The sequence below is a fragment of the Croceicoccus sediminis genome (assembly GCF_007570835.1).
GTDB lineage: Bacteria > Pseudomonadota > Alphaproteobacteria > Sphingomonadales > Sphingomonadaceae > Croceicoccus > Croceicoccus sediminis.
On record NZ_SUNC01000003.1, the window covers coordinates 207,969 to 224,005 of the forward strand.

The following is a 16,037-nucleotide window of genomic DNA, read 5'->3' on the forward strand; positions in this document are numbered from 1 at the left end:
AAGCCTTACTGCCCCGGAACACCGCATCGATAGCTGCCGTCACCATCGGCCAAGGCAATTTGCGGGTACGGGCAAAGCGGCATCTCGCGACCCGGCCACGGTGTTTCGTCCGCCGCGGTCGCCGGAATCGCGGCAGGTGCCACCCCGTCGATCACCCAGCTTTCGAGCGCAGCAAGCGCGTCGAAATGGTCGGTCGAGGGCCCGCCCCGGCAATGCGTCATGCCCGGAACCGGGAAGACCCGCGCAAAGTCCGCGGCGGCTCCATCGTTTGCGGCGTTGACCCCGTTCCACCAGTCGATCGTATCTAGCACGGAGAACACGGGATCGCTGCTGCCATGCGGCACGATCAGTTTTCCGCCATGTTCGCGAAAGGCGGAAAGGTCTGTCGATCGCATGCCGACATCCTGCCACGCGCTGGTCGTGTAAGGCGGCTCCACGGCATAGATTTTCGGCGCGTCCTTGTCGAAATCAAAGGCCAGTTGCCACTTGAGCAGTGCCTCCTCATCCGCCTCAATCGGCGTGGGAAGAGTGGTGAAGATGGAAGCCAGCGCGTTCCCGCCCAACACCACGTTCAGCGACGGTGGCCCGCCGACAAAGCCGGTCTTCCAGACCTGCCAGCCCTGCGAACCGACGCCGCCATCCCAGGCCCAGCTGGAATAGAGCGAATTGCCGGCAGCATCACGAGGCCCGGCCATGATCTCGATCAGGGCATCCACCTGCGCCTTGTCGAGACACTCGCTCTCGCCATTCGCCTTGCACTGACGCGCTCGCAATTCCGGTTCGACGCGCGCCGTGGTGCACTGGCCGATCGCGGTCACCATACCGTCCTCTGCGCCGTCAAGCCGGTCGCAGGCGGCCAGTGTCGCCTTGCCGACCAGGTCGAATTGCGCATCCGAAAACAGCGTTCGCAATCCGTTCACCGTCGGCGTCTCGCCGCGCGAGGTCAGCACTTTCGCAAGCGCCTGCGTATCCCAAGTCTGGGCCAGCGCAGCGCGCGGCAGGGACATGCCCGGCGCCATGGCGACGATCCCGTCGAAGGCATCGGGATAACGCTGGGCGAAAGCCATCCCTTCCTGACCGCCCTTCGAACAGCCCCAGAAGAGATTGGTATCGCTTTTGCGGCCGTAGAAAGTGGTCACGATGAATTGGCCAAGATCGTAAGTCGGTTTCAGGCTGGCATGGCCATAGTCGGCCCGGGCCTGCGGATCGTGCCCGAATGCCAGTTGCCCGCCGTGCGAAGGCACGTTGTTGCGATCGTTGTCGTGCCCGCTGTCTTGCGCGATCACGGCATAGCCACGTGACAGCGCGGGGGTGTTGCCCAACCCGTTCTGACCGGTGGCATCGCGGATCAGGCCGTTGGATCCGCCCCCGCCTTCGAACAGGAAGCGGCCGTTCCAGTCGAGCGGCAGGCGCATGCGAAAACCTGTCCGGTACGAGCCGCCGACAAGGCCTTCGTGTCCGCCGTAATAGCCTTCGACGAGGCAGTGCGCGGGCGTCATTGGCTGCGTATCCGGGCCGGTGCCCTCAACTGCGGCTGCTTCCTTCCAAGCGCCGGTCGTAATGACGAGATCGTCGACCGGTGCGCCTGCCATCAGGTCTGCGCCCAGGGCGGCACACCGATCGGAAAGGGACGATACACCGGCGACGGGGCCGGATGCAGGCTCGCCGTAACCGGCACAACCGGCCAGCAGGGTGGCGAGACAAGTGGTCGCCAGAACAGCGCGATAGTTCATCGTTTTTCCTCTCCCGCCGTCGCCGCGCAACGGCTGATTACGGTTGCGACAACCTCTTTACGCCGGGCCTTCATATGCTCGGCGGAGTGGGCATCGAATTCGAAGACGTGACCGAACGTGTGCACGTTCGCGATATAGTGAAAGCACAGCGCGCTCACGGTCAGGTGGATTTGCAAGGGATCGAGGCCGCTTCGCAGCGTGCCGTCCGCTGCCCCGCGATCGAGGATCCGCCGAAGCGTATCCAGGGCAAGTTCACGCTGCTGGAAACTGTCGATCGACCTGATCTGCTGACCGCAATTGATGTTTTCCGCCATGATGATGCGGACGATCTGCGGGCAGCGGGCGTGCACGTCGAACGTGGCGCCTACCAGTGCCGAAAGGGCATCGAGCGCTGTCAGGTCATCGTAATCGAACGATCCCTCGGCAACGCGAAACTCGTCGTAGGCCTGCTCCAGTACCGCGCGATACAGCCCGTCCTTGCTGCCGAAGTGGTAGTAGATCATGTGCTTGCTGGTCGCGGTACGCGCAGCAATCTCCTCGACCCTCGCACCGGCAAGGCCTTTTTCGGCGAATTCGTCGGTCGCGATCGCGATCAGCTCGGCCCGGGTGGCCGACGAATCACGCTTACGGCGCTCCTTGGTAATGGCCTGTGCCACGGCTCTCATCCTCTCCCACGGTCATCTTCTGCATGTCTCATAGGCAAAAAGAGGAACCGCACGCAATAACATTCCAACTGGTATGTTCGTTGTTGACCGGACAAACCGGTACGTTTAATGAGTCGGCAACCGACCTTCCTGAATTGGGGGCGGATGGAGAGAGGACGTCATGATCGCATTCAGCACTTGCCGTGCGGCACCAGCCGCCTTCCGGACGATCCGATGAGCGGAGCGACCGGCCTTTCCCAGGCTGACGGTGCGCGTGGCTGGAAGCCGCTGCAGATTATCGCTGTCGGCCTGTGTTTCCTTCTGAACATGCTCGACGGGGCAGACCTGCTGGTCATGTCGTTCGTCGCACCTGTCCTGTCCGACGAATGGGCGATCGCGCCCACCGATCTCGGCGTGATTTTCAGCGCCAGCCTTGCCGGTATGGCAGGCGGCTGCCTGCTGATCGCGCCGCTGGCGGACCGATTCGGCCGCCGTCCGCTTATCATCGGCGCGCTGACCGTCGTCGCCGTGGCGATGGTCATTTCCTCGCAAGTACACTCGGTTCAGGCGATGGTTCTCGCGCGGTTCGTGGTTGGCCTCGGCGTCGGCACGATCGGCGTCACGATGACGGCAATGGCCTCGGAATTCGCGCCCCCGCGTTATCAGGATTTCGCTGTCGGCTTCGTGCAGGCGGGCTGGCCTTTCGGCTCGATCATCACTGCGTTTCTCACTGTCGCGCTGCTGCCCGATTACGGTTGGCGCGTGGTCTTGCTGACCATCGGTGTCCTCAGCCTCGTCCTGCTGCTCATCGCGGTGCTGCTGATGCCGGAATCGGTCGATTTCCTGCTCCGTCGCCAGCCAAGGAACGCGTTGGCACGGGCCAACAGGATTGGCGCTCGGCTGGGCCGCGAACCGCTCGATGCCCTGCCGCCAAAGCCGGCAGCTGCCGCCAGACTGCCTTTGCTGCGCCTGTTCGAAGATGGCCGGCTGCGTTCGGGCCTTACCCTCTGGCTGGCCGTCGCGCTTGGCTATTTCGTCCTCTACTTCGTGATCAACTGGATCCCGGAACTGACCACCCGCGCCGGGCTGCCGGTCGACCAGGCGATCTATGCCGGGGCGACGTATAACCTTGGCGCTTTCCTGGGCACGAGCGCGATGGGCTGGCTGGCCGTGCGCTTTGCCCTGCCACGCGTGATCTCGCTGTTCTTCTTCGGCTCCGCAGTGGCGATGCTGATCTTCGGCAACATTTCGATGCCGCTGGCGCTCACGCTGCTTTCGGCCCTTGCGGTCGGTGTCACGGTACAGGGCGGCTTCAACGGCTTCTGGGCCCTGTCCGCGCGCTTCTATCCCACCGAGATCCGCAGCACCGGCATCGGCTGGTCGATGGGCGTGGGCCGCATCGGTGCCGTGCTCGGCCCGCTGGTTGGCGGCTATCTCGTCGCAGCCGATCTTCCGGTCGGCGCGATCTTCGCGATCTATGCCGTCCCCGCCGTGCTTGCCGGTTTGCTGGTCCTGCTCGTCGCGGTTCCCAAGAGGCAGTCATGACAAGCGATAGCACCCCCTTGAAGGTCGGCCTGCTGGGGCGCGCGATTACCGCGTCGTCCTCGCCGGCAATCCACGAAGCCGAAGCGGCCTGCCTCGGCCTCGCGCTGACTTACGACCTGTTCGACTTCGATGTCCTCGGCCTTGCCGACGATGCCCTGGCCGACCAGTTGGCCCAGTTGCAGCAGCGCGGTTTCAGCGGGGTCAACGTTACGCATCCCTTCAAGCAGGCGGTCATTCCGCTGCTGGACGATGTGGACCCGACCGCAGCGGCCCTTGGCGCGGTAAACTGCGTGACCTTCCGCGATGGGCGGATGGTGGGCAGCAATACCGACTGGATCGGGTTCCAGTTCCTGCTCGACCAGTCCTTGCCGAACGAGCCGCGCGACATCGTGGGTCAGATCGGCGCCGGCGGCGCGGGTTCGGCCACGGCCTTCGCACTGCTCGAGTCCGGAACGCGCGAGTTGCGCATTCACGATTCTTCCGCCGCCCGGATCGAGGCCCTGTCCAGCCGCCTCCGGCTAGCCTTCCCCGAAGCCCGGATCGTCGCCTGCGCGTCGCCTTCCGAGGCGATCGACGGCGCGCGCGGCATCGTCCAGTCCACGCCGGTCGGCATGGTGCGCCATCCCGGCATGCCGTTCGATCCCGACCTTCTTTCAGCCGGTCAATGGCTTGCCGACGTGATCTACTTTCCGCGGGAAACCGAGCTGCTGAAGGCCGCACGCCAACGCGGGCTGGCAACGGCCGACGGCGCGCCCATGGTCATCGGGCAGGCTGCCGAGGCTTTTCGCCAGTTCACCGGAATGGAACCCGACCGCGACCGGATGCTCGCCGCGCTCGACTCCGGCGACGGCGATGCCAAGCGAGGTGCGGCATGAAGACTTCGATCGCCTCGGTCTGTCTCAGCGGTCCGCTTGCCGACAAGCTGCAATCCGCAGCAAACGCCGGTTTCGGCGGCGTCGAGATTTTCGAGAACGACCTGATCGGCGCACCGCAGGACGCTCGCACGATCGCGCAGATGATGCGTGATCTTGGCCTCGCATGCACCATGTTCCAGCCGTTTCGCGATCTGGAAGGGATGCCAGAACCGCAGCGCACCGCCGCCTTCGCGCGCATGGAGCGCAAGTTCGAGATCATGGATGCGCTTGGTACTGACCTCGTGCTGCTGTGTTCGAACTGTTCGCCCATCGCCTTGCCCGAACGCCAACGCATGCTGGACGACTTGCACGAACTCGGTGAACTGGCAGCCCGTCACGGCAAGCGCATCGGTTACGAGGCACTGGCATGGGGCCGCCACGTGAACGACCATCGCGACGCGTGGTCGCTGGTGCGCGACGTGGATCACCCCGCGATCGGTCTCGTGCTCGACTCGTTCCACTCGCTCGCCCGCGACATTCCCAGCAGCAGCATCGGCGATATCCGCGCGGAAAAGCTGTTCTTCGTGCAACTTGCCGATGCCCCGCGCCTGTCGATGGACCCGCTGAGCTGGAGCCGCCATTTCCGCGTGCTCCCGGGACAGGGCGACTGGCCGGTGGCCGAATACGTCGCCGCCATCCAGCGCACCGGTTACGACGGTTGGTTCAGCCTCGAAATCTTCAACGACCAGTTCCGCGCCGGCGCGGCCTCCCAACTCGCGGTGGACGGCCTTCGCTCGCTACACTTCCTGGAGGACGAGGCGGCGCGCAAGCTTGGCCGCACGCCGACGTTGCCCGACCGGGTCGCCGTGACCAGCACCGAGTTCATCGAATTTGCCGCCAGCCATGATGAGGCGGAGGAGTTCGCCCGCTATTTCCGCGCCCTCGGCTTCACGCCGGTCGCCAGGCACCGCAACAAGGACGTGACGCGCTGGAAGCAGGGCGACATCAACTTCGTGCTCAATTCCGAGCCCGATGGCTATGCGCATAGCCACGACATGGTCCACGGCGGATCGGTCTGCGCAATCGGACTTGGCGTAACCGACCAGAAGGCCGCGCTCGACCGCGCACAGGCTCTGGGCATCGAACGTTTCGAACAGGCCGCGGCCCCCGACGAATGGGACATTCCCAGCCTGCGCGGCCTGGGGGGCAGCCTGCTCTACCTTGTCGATGCGGCGCAGAGCGCGGCGATGTGGGAGCAGGAATTTCCCGACCTCAAGGAACCGGAAAACGCCTCTCCCCTACTGACGCGCATCGATCACGTTGCCCAGACGATGCAGCAGGGCGAGTTCCTTAGCTGGTTGCTGTTCTACGTATCGCTGTTCGACATGGATACGACCGCGCAGCTGGAAATCGCGGACCCCATGGGCCTGATCTACAGCCAGGCCGTGCAGAACGCTGATCGCAGCGTGCGCTTCACGCTCAACGGATCGCTGGCGCACCAGTCGCTGACGTCGCGCTTCATCCGCAACTATTTCGGGGCGGGGGTGCAGCATATCGCGCTTGCGACCGACGATATCTTTCGGGCGGCGCAGGCAGCGGCCGACGCGGGCCTGCCGCTGCTATCCATCGGACCCAACTATTACGACGATATCGAGGCGCGCTTCGGGCTCGAGCCGGACTTTCTGGAACAGCTGCGCGCCGCGAACATCCTCTACGACCGCGACGAGCAGGGCGAGTACTTCCAGTTCTACAGCCGCGCCGTGGCCAAGCGGGTGTTTTTCGAAGTCGTCCAGCGCCGCAATTACGACGCGTTCGGCGCATCAAACGCCGCCACGCGCCTCAGCGCACAGGCCAACCACCGCGATCCGGAATGGATGTGAGCCATGTGGCCGCACGAGACAGCAGATCGCGAAACGCATTTCCGGGAGGGGAGATAACCAAAATGACCAAATTCACGCCTGCCGCGGGCATCGCAAACGCCGCCGGCACAACCGCAGATACCTGGAACAACTTCACAAGAAATATCGGAACGATGGTGGGAGAAATGAGGATGAATAACATGCGCAAAAATCTGTCGGCGAACCTTGGCGCCTTGCTGGGCACGGGCTCGCTGATCGCGCTTTGCCTTCCGGCCGCGGCGCTGGCACAGGATGCCGGTGCAGGCATCGAGCCTGATACGCAGAGCGATCCGATCGTCGTGACCGGCAGCCGTATCCGCGGCATCGATCCGGTGGGTTCGCCGGTGATCGGGCTGAGCCGCGACGACATCGAGCAGAGCACCGCATCGACCACCACCGAGCTGTTGTCCGAACTGCCGCAGGTGTTCAACTTCGGGGCGAGCGAAGCATCGTTCACCTCGGCCAACAACCAGAACGCGAACCGTACATTCGGTACGGGTATCAACTTGCGCGGGCTGGGTGCCGAATCCACCCTGACCCTGCTTGACGGCAGGCGCCTGCCCGCCGCCGGCACGCAGAGCCAGTTCTTCGACCCTTCGGTCATCCCGACGATGGCGATCTCGCGACTGGAAGTCCTCGCCGACGGCAGCTCTGGCATCTACGGTTCCGATGCCGTGGGCGGCGTGGTGAACATCCTGCTGCGCAAGAACTTCGACGGCGCCGAGGCAATGGGCCGCGTGCGCCTTGCCGATGGCTTCGAGGAATATCAGCTTGGCGCGGCGATCGGCAAGACGTGGGGCACCGGCTCCATCATGGTCGCTGGCGAGTATAACGACCGCGGTGCGCTGGCCGCCCGTGAGCGTGATTTCTACACCGACGACTTCACGCCTTTCGGTGGGCCGGATCTTCGCTCCCTCAATTCGGCCCCCGGCAACGTGACCGTGGGCGGCGTGAATTACGCCATTCCCGACGGCGACGGCACCAACCTGACGGCCGGCGATTTCGTCGCGGGGACGCGCAATCTGCAGAGCGCCTACCTGGGCGTGGACGCCCTGCCGGCCCAGGAACGCTACAGCGTGGCCACCACGTTCCAGCAGGCAATCACCGACGGCATCGAATTCTACGCACAGGGCTTTTACGCAAAGCGTAAGGGCGTCCTCAACCGCACCGCGCTGACCGCGCAGTTCGACGTGCCGGAATCCAACCCCTTCTACGTCAATCCAGGCGCCCCCGGCGAGCGCGTGACCGTGTCGTATTCTTTCATCAACGAGCTCGGTAACGAACGCGCGCCATCCTCTCAGGAAGCCTATCACATCACGGGCGGGTTGAACGCGGAACTGGGCTCAGGCTGGTCCGGCAACGCCTTCTATGCCTATGGTCACGACAAGGAACGGTCGCTGACGTTTAGCCTGGGATCCGGTCCGGCGGGTGCAGCGCTGGCTGCTGCACTGGCTGACCCCGATCCGGCAACGGCGTTCAACCCGTTCAGTTCGACGGGCAACAACAATCCTGCCACCATCGCTTCGTTCGTCAGTCCTTTCCGCGTGGATACCGACTATGGCATCCAGGAATACGGCCTGTCGGTGGACGGTCCGCTGTTCGCTCTACCCGCGGGCGATGTCCGGGTTGCTCTGGGCGCCGCAAGGCAGGAAATCAATTTCCAGGATCTTGCCCCGTTCCAGACCAATTTCGACCGCAAGATCAACTCCGTCTTCGGCGAAGTCTTCCTGCCGATCCTGGGCGGTGACGGGCCGGAACTGAACGTATCGGCAGCCGGTCGCTATGACGATTACAACGACGTTGGCGACACGTTCAATCCGAAGTTCGGCGTGACCTTCCGCCCGGTGGATTCGCTGACGCTGCGCGGCAGCTACGGCACTTCGTTCCGCGCGCCGACGCTGTCCGATACGGGCCTGCCCTTCAACCAGTACCGGCAGTTCATCGATGCCAATGGCGACCCGGCCAACGTCCTGTTCCTGCGCGGCGGCAACCCCGGTCTTGCGCCCGAAGAGGCGACCACCTGGTCGTTGGGCGCAGACTGGAAGCCGGATTCGGTTCCGGGGCTCAGCCTCTCCGTCACGTACTACAACGTCGACTACACGAACCGTATCGCGACCCCGGGCAACGATTTCACAGCACTGCAAAATCCGGACCTGGCCCCGATCGTCACCTATAACCCGTCGCTTGACGTGGTGAACGCGATCATCGCCGGTGGGCTGTTCAGCGCCCCGCCTGCATCGCCAAGCGATGTCGACGCCATTGTCGACGGCCGCAAGGTGAACTTGGGTGCGAACAAGACCGACGGTCTGGAATTCATCGGCAGCTACGAAGCCGATGCGGATTGGGGCGCATGGCGGATCGGTTTCAATGCCACCAAGATCCTCAGCTTCGATCGCTCGATCATCTCGGGCACGCCGCTGCAGGACGTGCTGGACACGATCAACAACCCGGCATCGTTTATCGCCCGCGCCTACGCCGGGGCAGACGTCGGCAACTTCTCGGCCACCGTGTACGCCAACCACTATGGCAGCTACGACAACAACACCGTCACCCCGGTTCAGGACGTGCCGTCACACACGGAATTCGACCTGGCCCTGCGTTTGAGGGTGGATGAACCGTCCAGCTTTGCCGACGGCATCACGTTCTCGCTGGATGTGCAGGACATCTTCGACAACGATCCGCCCTACGTGCCCAACGGCAACCTCGCGTTCGATCCCAACGCGCACAGCGCGATCGGTCGCACGGTCGCAATCGGCGTCCGCGTCGGGTTCTGATGGGGATGGCCGGCAAGTTCCCTCACTTGCCGGCCATTTCTTTTTCATGGAGACAAATGTGAGACCTGCACCGCTGCGCTACGCCTTCCTCGGCCTGTCGGCGGTGCTGGCTGGCTGCTCGCATGCCGACAAGCCCGCGATACACGGCGCGCCATCTGAAGCGCGAGCAGCATCCGATGCCGCCTTCGCCGTCGCACCCGATGCGCCGGGCACCGGCCCCTACCCCGCCATGCGGGATGTTCGGCCCGATCTTCCAGACCACATCGTCTATCGCCCGCAGGATCTGGACGCGCCGGTGGCTGGCAAGCTTGGCGTAGTACTGTGGGGGAACGGCGGATGCTCTGCCGATGCCACTTCTGCCCGTTTTCACCTGCTGGAGATAGCATCGCACGGCTATATCGCGATTGCGCCCGGCAAGGCCTATAGCGGCCCCGGCGCCCTGCCCGCCCCGCCGCGTGAAGCGCCGACCCGCGAAGGTGCCTTCCCACCTGTCCAGACGTTGCCGGCCGACCTGCTGTCAGAGCTGGACTGGATCCTCGCGGAAAACCAGCGGGCCGACAGCCCGTTTTACGGTCGCATCGATCCGAAGAAGGTCGCGGTTGCCGGGCATAGCTGCGGCGGGTTGCAGGCGATCAGCGTGGCCTCCGATCCGCGCATCGCGACGGCCATCGTTCATAACAGCGGCGTGCTCGATCCCAGCGCGTTCAACCCCATCACCGGCTTTTCCGTCGCCAAGGAAGCACTGAACCGCATCCATACGCCGGTTCTCTATATTCTGGGCGGGGAGAGCGATATCGCCTATCCCAACGGCATGGACGACTTTGCCCGCATCGATCACGTGCCCGTGGCCGTGGCCAACCTCGACGTGGGCCACAGCGGCACTTTTCGTGACCCGAACGGCGGCAAGGTCGCGCCGGTCGCGGTGCAGTGGCTGGAATGGCAGCTGCGCGGGAATGAGGCCGCCTCGCGCTGGTTCGTCGGAGCCGATTGCGGCCTGTGCCGAGCCCCGGAATGGACTTACGATGCGAAAGGCCTCTGACATGGTCCTGCGCAAGCTTCTCGTGCCCGGTCTGGCGGCGGCCATGCTCGCCTTCGCCCCTGCCACGCCCGCGTTGGCGCAACAGGACACGATGGACCTCTATAATGGCCCCGCCGCTGGCTCTCAGGATTGGTCGGAGCCGTTGGTGGTGCACTGCGAGGATGGCAGGGAAGTTCGCTATAACACCACCCAGCCGCGATTGCGGGTGTTCCTGCCGGAACCCGACAAGGCCGATGGCGCGGCGATCGTCATGCTGCCGGGCGGCGGCCTGCGCCAGCTGAGCATCGGCATCGACATGCACGACACGATCGCGATGCTGAACGAAGAAGGCGTCGCCGTGATCGTGCTGGAATATCGCACGTTGCAGCTGTCGCCCGAACAAGTTGCCAAGGCCACGGCGCCGCGTCCGCCTTCGTCCGCACCGGTAGAATTTCCGAAGATGGAAATCCGCAACGCCAATGCAAACCCTTCGCCAAACGACCCTGCGATGAACGAAGTGCTGCGCCTTGCCGTGGCCGATGGACAGGCCGCGCTACGGCTGGTGCGCAGCAAGGCCGGGGAGTGGCATATCGATCCCGATCGCGTCGGCATGTTCGGCACGTCTGCCGGGGGCGGCGTTGCGTTCGGCACGATGATGGCAGGTGCGGATGGCGCGATGCCCGATTTCATCGTCTCCAACTTCGGACCCGCGCTTCAGGATATCGCGGTGCCGCAAGATGCCCCGCCGCTGTTCCTGATAACGGAGGCATGGCACGGCCCGGTGACCGACGGTCTGCTCGCCCTGTTCCGGATGTGGAACGATCAGCGCAAACCGGCCGAACTGCACATATACGACGTGCCCAATTTCACGATGACGCCCGACCTTTGGGGCGGCCGCCTGATCGACTGGATGTACGAGCGCGGGCTGATTGAAGGCCGAATAAGTGCGGTTCAGGATGGATATGATAAAGAGCCATCGTAACGAACCTATGCCGAGAGACGCACAGTGAGCCCCTTGTCGCTGCACCGGATGTCGAGAATGCTGCTTGTCGGCACGACGCTGGTTTTCGGCGCTTCCGCCATGAGCCAGAGCGGCGACTACGGCGAAAGCCAGTGGTGGTCACCGGGCGAGGAGCACGTGATCGGTGACGCGCTCGAATTCCCCAACGCCGAGGGACGCCTTCGCCTCATCAATACCGGCGATCCGATCAACACTGCGAACCACCCCTTCTTCGCGCCGATCGGAGAGAACGGGCGTGCCTGCGTCACCTGTCATCAGCCGACCGACGCGATGAGCCTTTCGGCAAAGACCGCGCGCGAACGGTGGGATGCCACCGGCGGCAAGGACCCGCTGTTCGCGGCCATCGACGGCTCCAACTGCCCGAGCCTGCCCCAGGGCGAGAAAGCATCGCATTCGCTGCTGCTGACCAAGGGGCTTTTCCGCATCGCCCGCCCATGGCCGCCCAAGGCCGCCGACGGGAGCGAGATAGAGCGCGAATTCGAACTGGAAGTCGTCAGCGACCCGACGGGATGCAATCTCGATCCGCAATACGGCCTCACCAGCGCCAATCCGACCGTATCGGTGTTCCGTCGGCCGCGACCGGTGGCGAACATGAAGTACATGCTCAGCCTGCCGCACGGCGTGACCCCGCACGAATATTTCCTCTACAACGACAAGACGCTGCTGCCCAAGGATCCCGAAACGGGCGAATTCGTCTCGGTCCAGCTCATGTCGGACGGCAGGCTGCCCACCTTGCGCGGCCAGGCGGGCGATGCGGGATTCACCCATCTGGAAATGCTGGCCGACCTGACGGAGGACGAGCTTCTCCAGATCGAGGCGTTCGAACGCGCGATCTACGTGGCGCAGGGCTACAGCAACCGGGCCGGAGAACTGGGCGGCCCTGGCAATCCGCCGGGTCTCGGCCCCGAAGCCTTGCGCGACGGCCCGCCCGGAGAGTTGGGCAACAATCCGGTGAACCGCGTTTTCGGCACATTCGACATGTGGCTCAACCCGGAAAGCAAGGCAGGCGCGAAACCGACCCCGAAGCAAGAATTTCGCGCATCCGTGGCGCGCGGGGCCAACGTATTCTTCGACAAGCGGTTCTTCATCAAGGACGTCGGCGTCTACAATGACAAGGGGCTGGGCAACCCCTTCAAGCGCAGCTGCGCATCGGGCTGTCACAACACGGTGCTGACGGGCATGGACCTGGCACCGGGCTTCATGGACCTGGGGCTGAACAACTGGCCGTGGAATAAGCGGGACGATCTTCCCCTGTTCAAGGCGACGTGCCACGACGACGCCGTGCCGCAGTCCTATCTGGGCCGGGTCATCTACACGCACGATCCGGGGCGCGCCCTCGTCACCGGCAAGTGCCGGGACATCGGCGCCAGCATGACACAGCAGATGCGCGGCCTTGCTGCCCGTGCGCCCTATTTCATGGGCGGCGATTCCGACACCTTGCGCGAGATGGTGGATTTCTACGACCGCCGCTTCAACATCGGTTACACCGATCAGGAAAAGCAGGACCTGATCAACTTCATGAGTGTCTTGTGATGCTTCCCATGCGTCCGATCTGTTCATGGCTCGCGCTCGGTTCGCTTGCCATTTCCGCGCAGGCAACCGCGCAGCAGCATCTCAGCTTCGTCACCTGCCCGGTGGCGCAGGATACCGGCGATCGCAGCGACGTCTGTTTTTTCGTGGTGCATGCCGGCGTGCGATACGGCGTGGCGCTGCCGATAGACTGGGGCAAGCCGCAATTGGGCCACAAGTTGCTGGTCGAAGGCGTCGTCGACGACAGCGCGCAGGAATGCGGCGGCGTGCGCATTGACGGGCGCGCATCGGTCATGCCGGAACTCTCGCTCGAATGCAGCGAAATCGCGCCTGCCACCCCGGACATTCTCGCACTCAAACTGGGTCGCAGGCCGGGCATCACCGACGAACAGCGCGCGATGATCCTGGCCGATCCGTCTCGTTCGTTGCAGATCATGCGCCTGCCCGCTTTGCCTGTGCCCAAAGTGGCGCTGGGCCGGACAGAGACGATCTACTTTCCCTTCGAACGCGATCGCGCCTCCGGCCCGGATGCCATGAAATTGCTGGAGCTTGCGCGGCTGGCGAAATCCACGCCCGGTACGACAATCTCGGTTCGTGCATTTCGCGGGGCCACTTTGCTGGACAATGGCGAGGTCCTTACAGAGCGCGAAGACATGGCACGCCTTCGCGGCGAAAAGATTGCCGGTATCCTGATCGGGCTCGGTGCGGCGGAGGGTTCGATAAAACTCGAAGTCATCGATGACGTCGCAAAGCCGACAGGCAAGGCAGATTGGCAAAGCCGCCGCGCCGAACTTCGCGTGTCGGCATCGCGCTAGAGGTGCATCCGGCAGTCGAACTACCGATCGGGTCATTGAACGCTGAACGGTGCTGTAAGTCGGATGACAACTCGTCTCCACTTGGCGCAAGGATCTCCGAAAGATCACGCCTTTATGCCGCAAGGTTTTGCCACTCTGCAAACGCAGCAGAGCGGCAAGCCTTGTAAGTCTGTCGATCGACGAGGTGGCGTTCCGAATTGAAATGGTTGTGGAAGGAAGCGTGCACGGAGGCGAATGACTGCCGCGAACATCGGACCGAACCGGTTCCACCACAACCGAACCGTCTCGTGACTAAGATCGTAGCCACGCTCAAACAGCAGGTCCTCGACGTTCCGCAGGCTCAGCGGGAACCGGACGTACATCATCACCACGAGCCGGATGACTTCAGGCGAGGAGCTGAAATAGCGGAACGGGCTGGCTGGCTTGCGCGGTCTGAGCATGAGGCCGGCCCGCCCACTCAGTGCTTACCAGCAGGTGTATTTGCTCTGACAGGGCCCTGCCATCTCATTACAATCCACGAGCCGCAGAATTTTGTTCCCATATCACCGAGCTGCGGCGTTATAGCGTTGGTAGGTACGCAATGGTGCAGTCTGGGAAAAATCGTATCGAGACGTCAAACGTCGTTCCGATGTTCGCGCATGCGACGTCGTCGGTTTCGGCTGCGCTGGACGATGCATTTCGTCGCAAGCGTGCCACGTTGTCAGCCTATCTGCGGTATCGCCTTGGCGATCGCGTCGCAGCGGATGACGTGGTGCAGGCAACCTTCGTCCGCCTTTGGGAACGCCGAGAAACGCTGCATTGCGAGAATCTGGACGCGCTGCTTTTCGTGACGGCCCGCAACATCGCGAACGACCTGGTTCGCGGACGGATGCGCCGCAGGACGATGCTGAAGGCCTATTCCAGTGATGTCGATGACGACATTTCCACCGCAGAAGTTCCAGATCGCGTTCTGGAAGCGCGTGAGCAGCTTGAGGTTGTGCAGGAAAGCCTGAAGGAGCTGCCGGCAAAATGCCGCGAGGCGTTCGTCCGTCATCGCGTCCATGGCCATGAATATGAAGACATCGCGCGGGACATGGGTGTGAGCCAGAGCATGGTTCGAAAGCACGTGATCAAAGCGATCAAACATTGTGCCGCCCGGTTGCTGGAACGGGAGGAAGGGCAATGAACACCGCCCCCGACACGCATGACAAGGCCGCGTTTTATGTCGCGATCCTCCATGATCCCGATGCGACGCTCGACATGGTGGAGGAGGCACTGGCGTGGGCTGCGCGCGCACCGGAAAACCAGGCTGCACTGGACAGGGCGCAAAAGGTGCTCGACCTGTGGGATCAACAGCCCGATGGCTTCGACGAGTTTCGTCCGACAGCGACACGATATAGGCCGGCATCGGCGCATCGCTGGATCGTTGCGGCAAGCCTCTTCCTGGCTATCGCCTCGATCGCCATGCTGGTCATGAATGGCGGCTTTCTTCAGTCGCGCCCCGATGCCGCCAGCAGTCTCGCCTTCACCGATCGCTATGCGACTGCGATCGGCGAAACCCGAACGGTTGTGCTGCCCGATGGAAGCAGCGTCGTATTGGGCGGGCAGACAAAACTGACTGTCGCCTATCGTCAGGATGCCCGCCGGCTTGAGTTGGTGGAGGGGCAGGCCCTGTTCAATGTCGCCAGGGATCGCGAAAGGCCCTTCGTGGTCAGGAGCGGCAATGGCATGATAACCGCGCTTGGCACGGCGTTCGACGTTGATCGCAATGCTGATAACATGACGGTTACGCTGGTGCACGGCGTGGTGGAAGTCGCCGCCACAAATGCCGCACTACCGCTCGATGTCCGTATGCGGGCAGGCACGCAGATGCACGTTCTGGCAGACGGAACAGTGAGCGAGCCCGCACCGGTCGATGTCCAGCGAGTCCTTGCCTGGCGGGATGGCCAGTTCAGTTACGAGGATGCCACACTGAAGACCATTGTAGGCGACCTCAATCGATATTCACCGCGGCCGATCACAATAGACGAAGGGGTGGGCGAAATACGCGTCAGTGGATCGATCCGGACGGCGGACATCGAAAACTGGCTGGCAGGGCTTGCTGTCGCCTTCGATATCCGTGTCGACACGAGCAATCCGGCCGTGATCCGGCTACGGTCGAACGGAGCGAACGTCCCGCTGGCTACGCCCATCGCAAAAAAAACTCGGATTTCCCTCCCAATCTGA

The 16,037-nt window shown here is 63.4% G+C and carries 12 protein-coding genes and 1 pseudogene; 10 read left to right on the forward strand and 3 right to left on the reverse strand.

Annotated elements, in window-relative coordinates; all coding sequences use genetic code 11:
- Positions 1–5: 5 nt before the first annotated feature.
- Both FAX90_RS11660 and FAX90_RS11665 read right to left on the reverse strand, forming a co-directional pair.
- On the reverse strand, positions 6–1,733 hold the full coding sequence (locus FAX90_RS11660; protein ID WP_144097593.1) for a tannase/feruloyl esterase family alpha/beta hydrolase: 1,728 nt from the start codon (positions 1,731–1,733) through the stop codon (positions 6–8).
- Entirely contained in the window at positions 1,730–2,389 is a 660-nt protein-coding gene (locus FAX90_RS11665; RefSeq protein WP_205700681.1) for a TetR/AcrR family transcriptional regulator, read from the reverse strand. Before FAX90_RS11665 ends, FAX90_RS11660 begins: the two co-directional genes overlap by 4 nt.
- 222 nt (positions 2,390–2,611) lie before the next feature.
- On the opposite strand from FAX90_RS11665, the gene FAX90_RS11670 reads away from it, so the two are divergent.
- The 8 genes from FAX90_RS11670 (at position 2,612) to FAX90_RS11705 (ending at position 13,832) form a co-directional block, all read left to right on the forward strand.
- Positions 2,612–3,922, forward strand: a complete 1,311-nt coding sequence (locus FAX90_RS11670) for an MFS transporter (protein WP_144097595.1) — start codon at positions 2,612–2,614, stop codon at positions 3,920–3,922.
- A complete protein-coding gene (locus FAX90_RS11675) occupies positions 3,919–4,797 on the forward strand; it encodes a shikimate dehydrogenase (RefSeq protein WP_144097596.1) in 879 nt (292 codons plus the stop codon). The genes FAX90_RS11670 and FAX90_RS11675 overlap by 4 nt, the downstream gene beginning before the upstream one ends.
- Complete coding sequence (locus FAX90_RS11680) at positions 4,794–6,656, forward strand: bifunctional sugar phosphate isomerase/epimerase/4-hydroxyphenylpyruvate dioxygenase family protein (protein WP_144097597.1); 1,863 nt, start codon at positions 4,794–4,796, stop codon at positions 6,654–6,656. The genes FAX90_RS11675 and FAX90_RS11680 overlap by 4 nt, the downstream gene beginning before the upstream one ends.
- A 179-nt stretch (positions 6,657–6,835) precedes the next feature.
- Positions 6,836–9,448, forward strand: a complete 2,613-nt coding sequence (locus tag FAX90_RS11685; RefSeq protein ID WP_170234966.1) for a TonB-dependent receptor plug domain-containing protein — start codon at positions 6,836–6,838, stop codon at positions 9,446–9,448.
- A 46-nt stretch (positions 9,449–9,494) separates the two neighbouring features.
- Positions 9,495–10,487, forward strand: coding sequence for an alpha/beta hydrolase (locus FAX90_RS11690; protein ID WP_240704878.1), 993 nt, complete (start codon positions 9,495–9,497; stop codon positions 10,485–10,487).
- Positions 10,471–11,448, forward strand: a complete 978-nt coding sequence (locus tag FAX90_RS11695) for an alpha/beta hydrolase (RefSeq protein ID WP_205700682.1) — start codon at positions 10,471–10,473, stop codon at positions 11,446–11,448. Before FAX90_RS11690 ends, FAX90_RS11695 begins: the two co-directional genes overlap by 17 nt.
- A gap of 24 nt (positions 11,449–11,472) precedes the next feature.
- Positions 11,473–13,020, forward strand: a complete 1,548-nt coding sequence (locus FAX90_RS11700; RefSeq protein WP_240704879.1) for a hypothetical protein — start codon at positions 11,473–11,475, stop codon at positions 13,018–13,020.
- The gene (locus FAX90_RS11705) at positions 13,020–13,832 is read left to right on the forward strand and encodes a hypothetical protein (RefSeq protein WP_144097600.1); all 813 of its coding nucleotides are present in this window, start codon (positions 13,020–13,022) and stop codon (positions 13,830–13,832) included. Before FAX90_RS11700 ends, FAX90_RS11705 begins: the two co-directional genes overlap by 1 nt.
- A gap of 230 nt (positions 13,833–14,062) precedes the next feature.
- Here FAX90_RS11705 and FAX90_RS16925 read toward each other — a convergent pair.
- A pseudogene (locus FAX90_RS16925) lies at positions 14,063–14,272 on the reverse strand (IS6 family transposase); the annotation flags it as partial.
- Between the two features lie 20 nt (positions 14,273–14,292).
- On the opposite strand from FAX90_RS16925, the gene FAX90_RS11715 reads away from it, so the two are divergent.
- Together FAX90_RS11715 and FAX90_RS11720 are read left to right on the forward strand one after the other, a co-directional pair.
- Entirely contained in the window at positions 14,293–14,997 is a 705-nt protein-coding gene (locus FAX90_RS11715; RefSeq protein WP_144097601.1) for an RNA polymerase sigma factor, read from the forward strand.
- The gene (locus FAX90_RS11720; protein ID WP_144097602.1) at positions 14,958–16,037 is read left to right on the forward strand and encodes a FecR family protein; all 1,080 of its coding nucleotides are present in this window, start codon (positions 14,958–14,960) and stop codon (positions 16,035–16,037) included. The genes FAX90_RS11715 and FAX90_RS11720 overlap by 40 nt, the downstream gene beginning before the upstream one ends.

Bases quoted from the DNA above. Each gene is read 5' to 3' on its own strand.
- FAX90_RS11660 (WP_144097593.1), bottom strand. From the start codon at position 1,733: ATGAACTATCGCGCTGTTCTGGCGACCACTTGTCTCGCCACCCTGCTG.
- FAX90_RS11670 (WP_144097595.1), top strand. From the start codon at position 2,612: ATGAGCGGAGCGACCGGCCTTTCCCAGGCTGACGGTGCGCGTGGCTGG.
- FAX90_RS11675 (WP_144097596.1), top strand. From the start codon at position 3,919: ATGACAAGCGATAGCACCCCCTTGAAGGTCGGCCTGCTGGGGCGCGCG.
- FAX90_RS11680 (WP_144097597.1), top strand. From the start codon at position 4,794: ATGAAGACTTCGATCGCCTCGGTCTGTCTCAGCGGTCCGCTTGCCGAC.
- FAX90_RS11685 (WP_170234966.1), top strand. From the start codon at position 6,836: ATGCGCAAAAATCTGTCGGCGAACCTTGGCGCCTTGCTGGGCACGGGC.
- FAX90_RS11690 (WP_240704878.1), top strand. From the start codon at position 9,495: ATGGAGACAAATGTGAGACCTGCACCGCTGCGCTACGCCTTCCTCGGC.
- FAX90_RS11695 (WP_205700682.1), top strand. From the start codon at position 10,471: ATGCGAAAGGCCTCTGACATGGTCCTGCGCAAGCTTCTCGTGCCCGGT.
- FAX90_RS11705 (WP_144097600.1), top strand. From the start codon at position 13,020: ATGCTTCCCATGCGTCCGATCTGTTCATGGCTCGCGCTCGGTTCGCTT.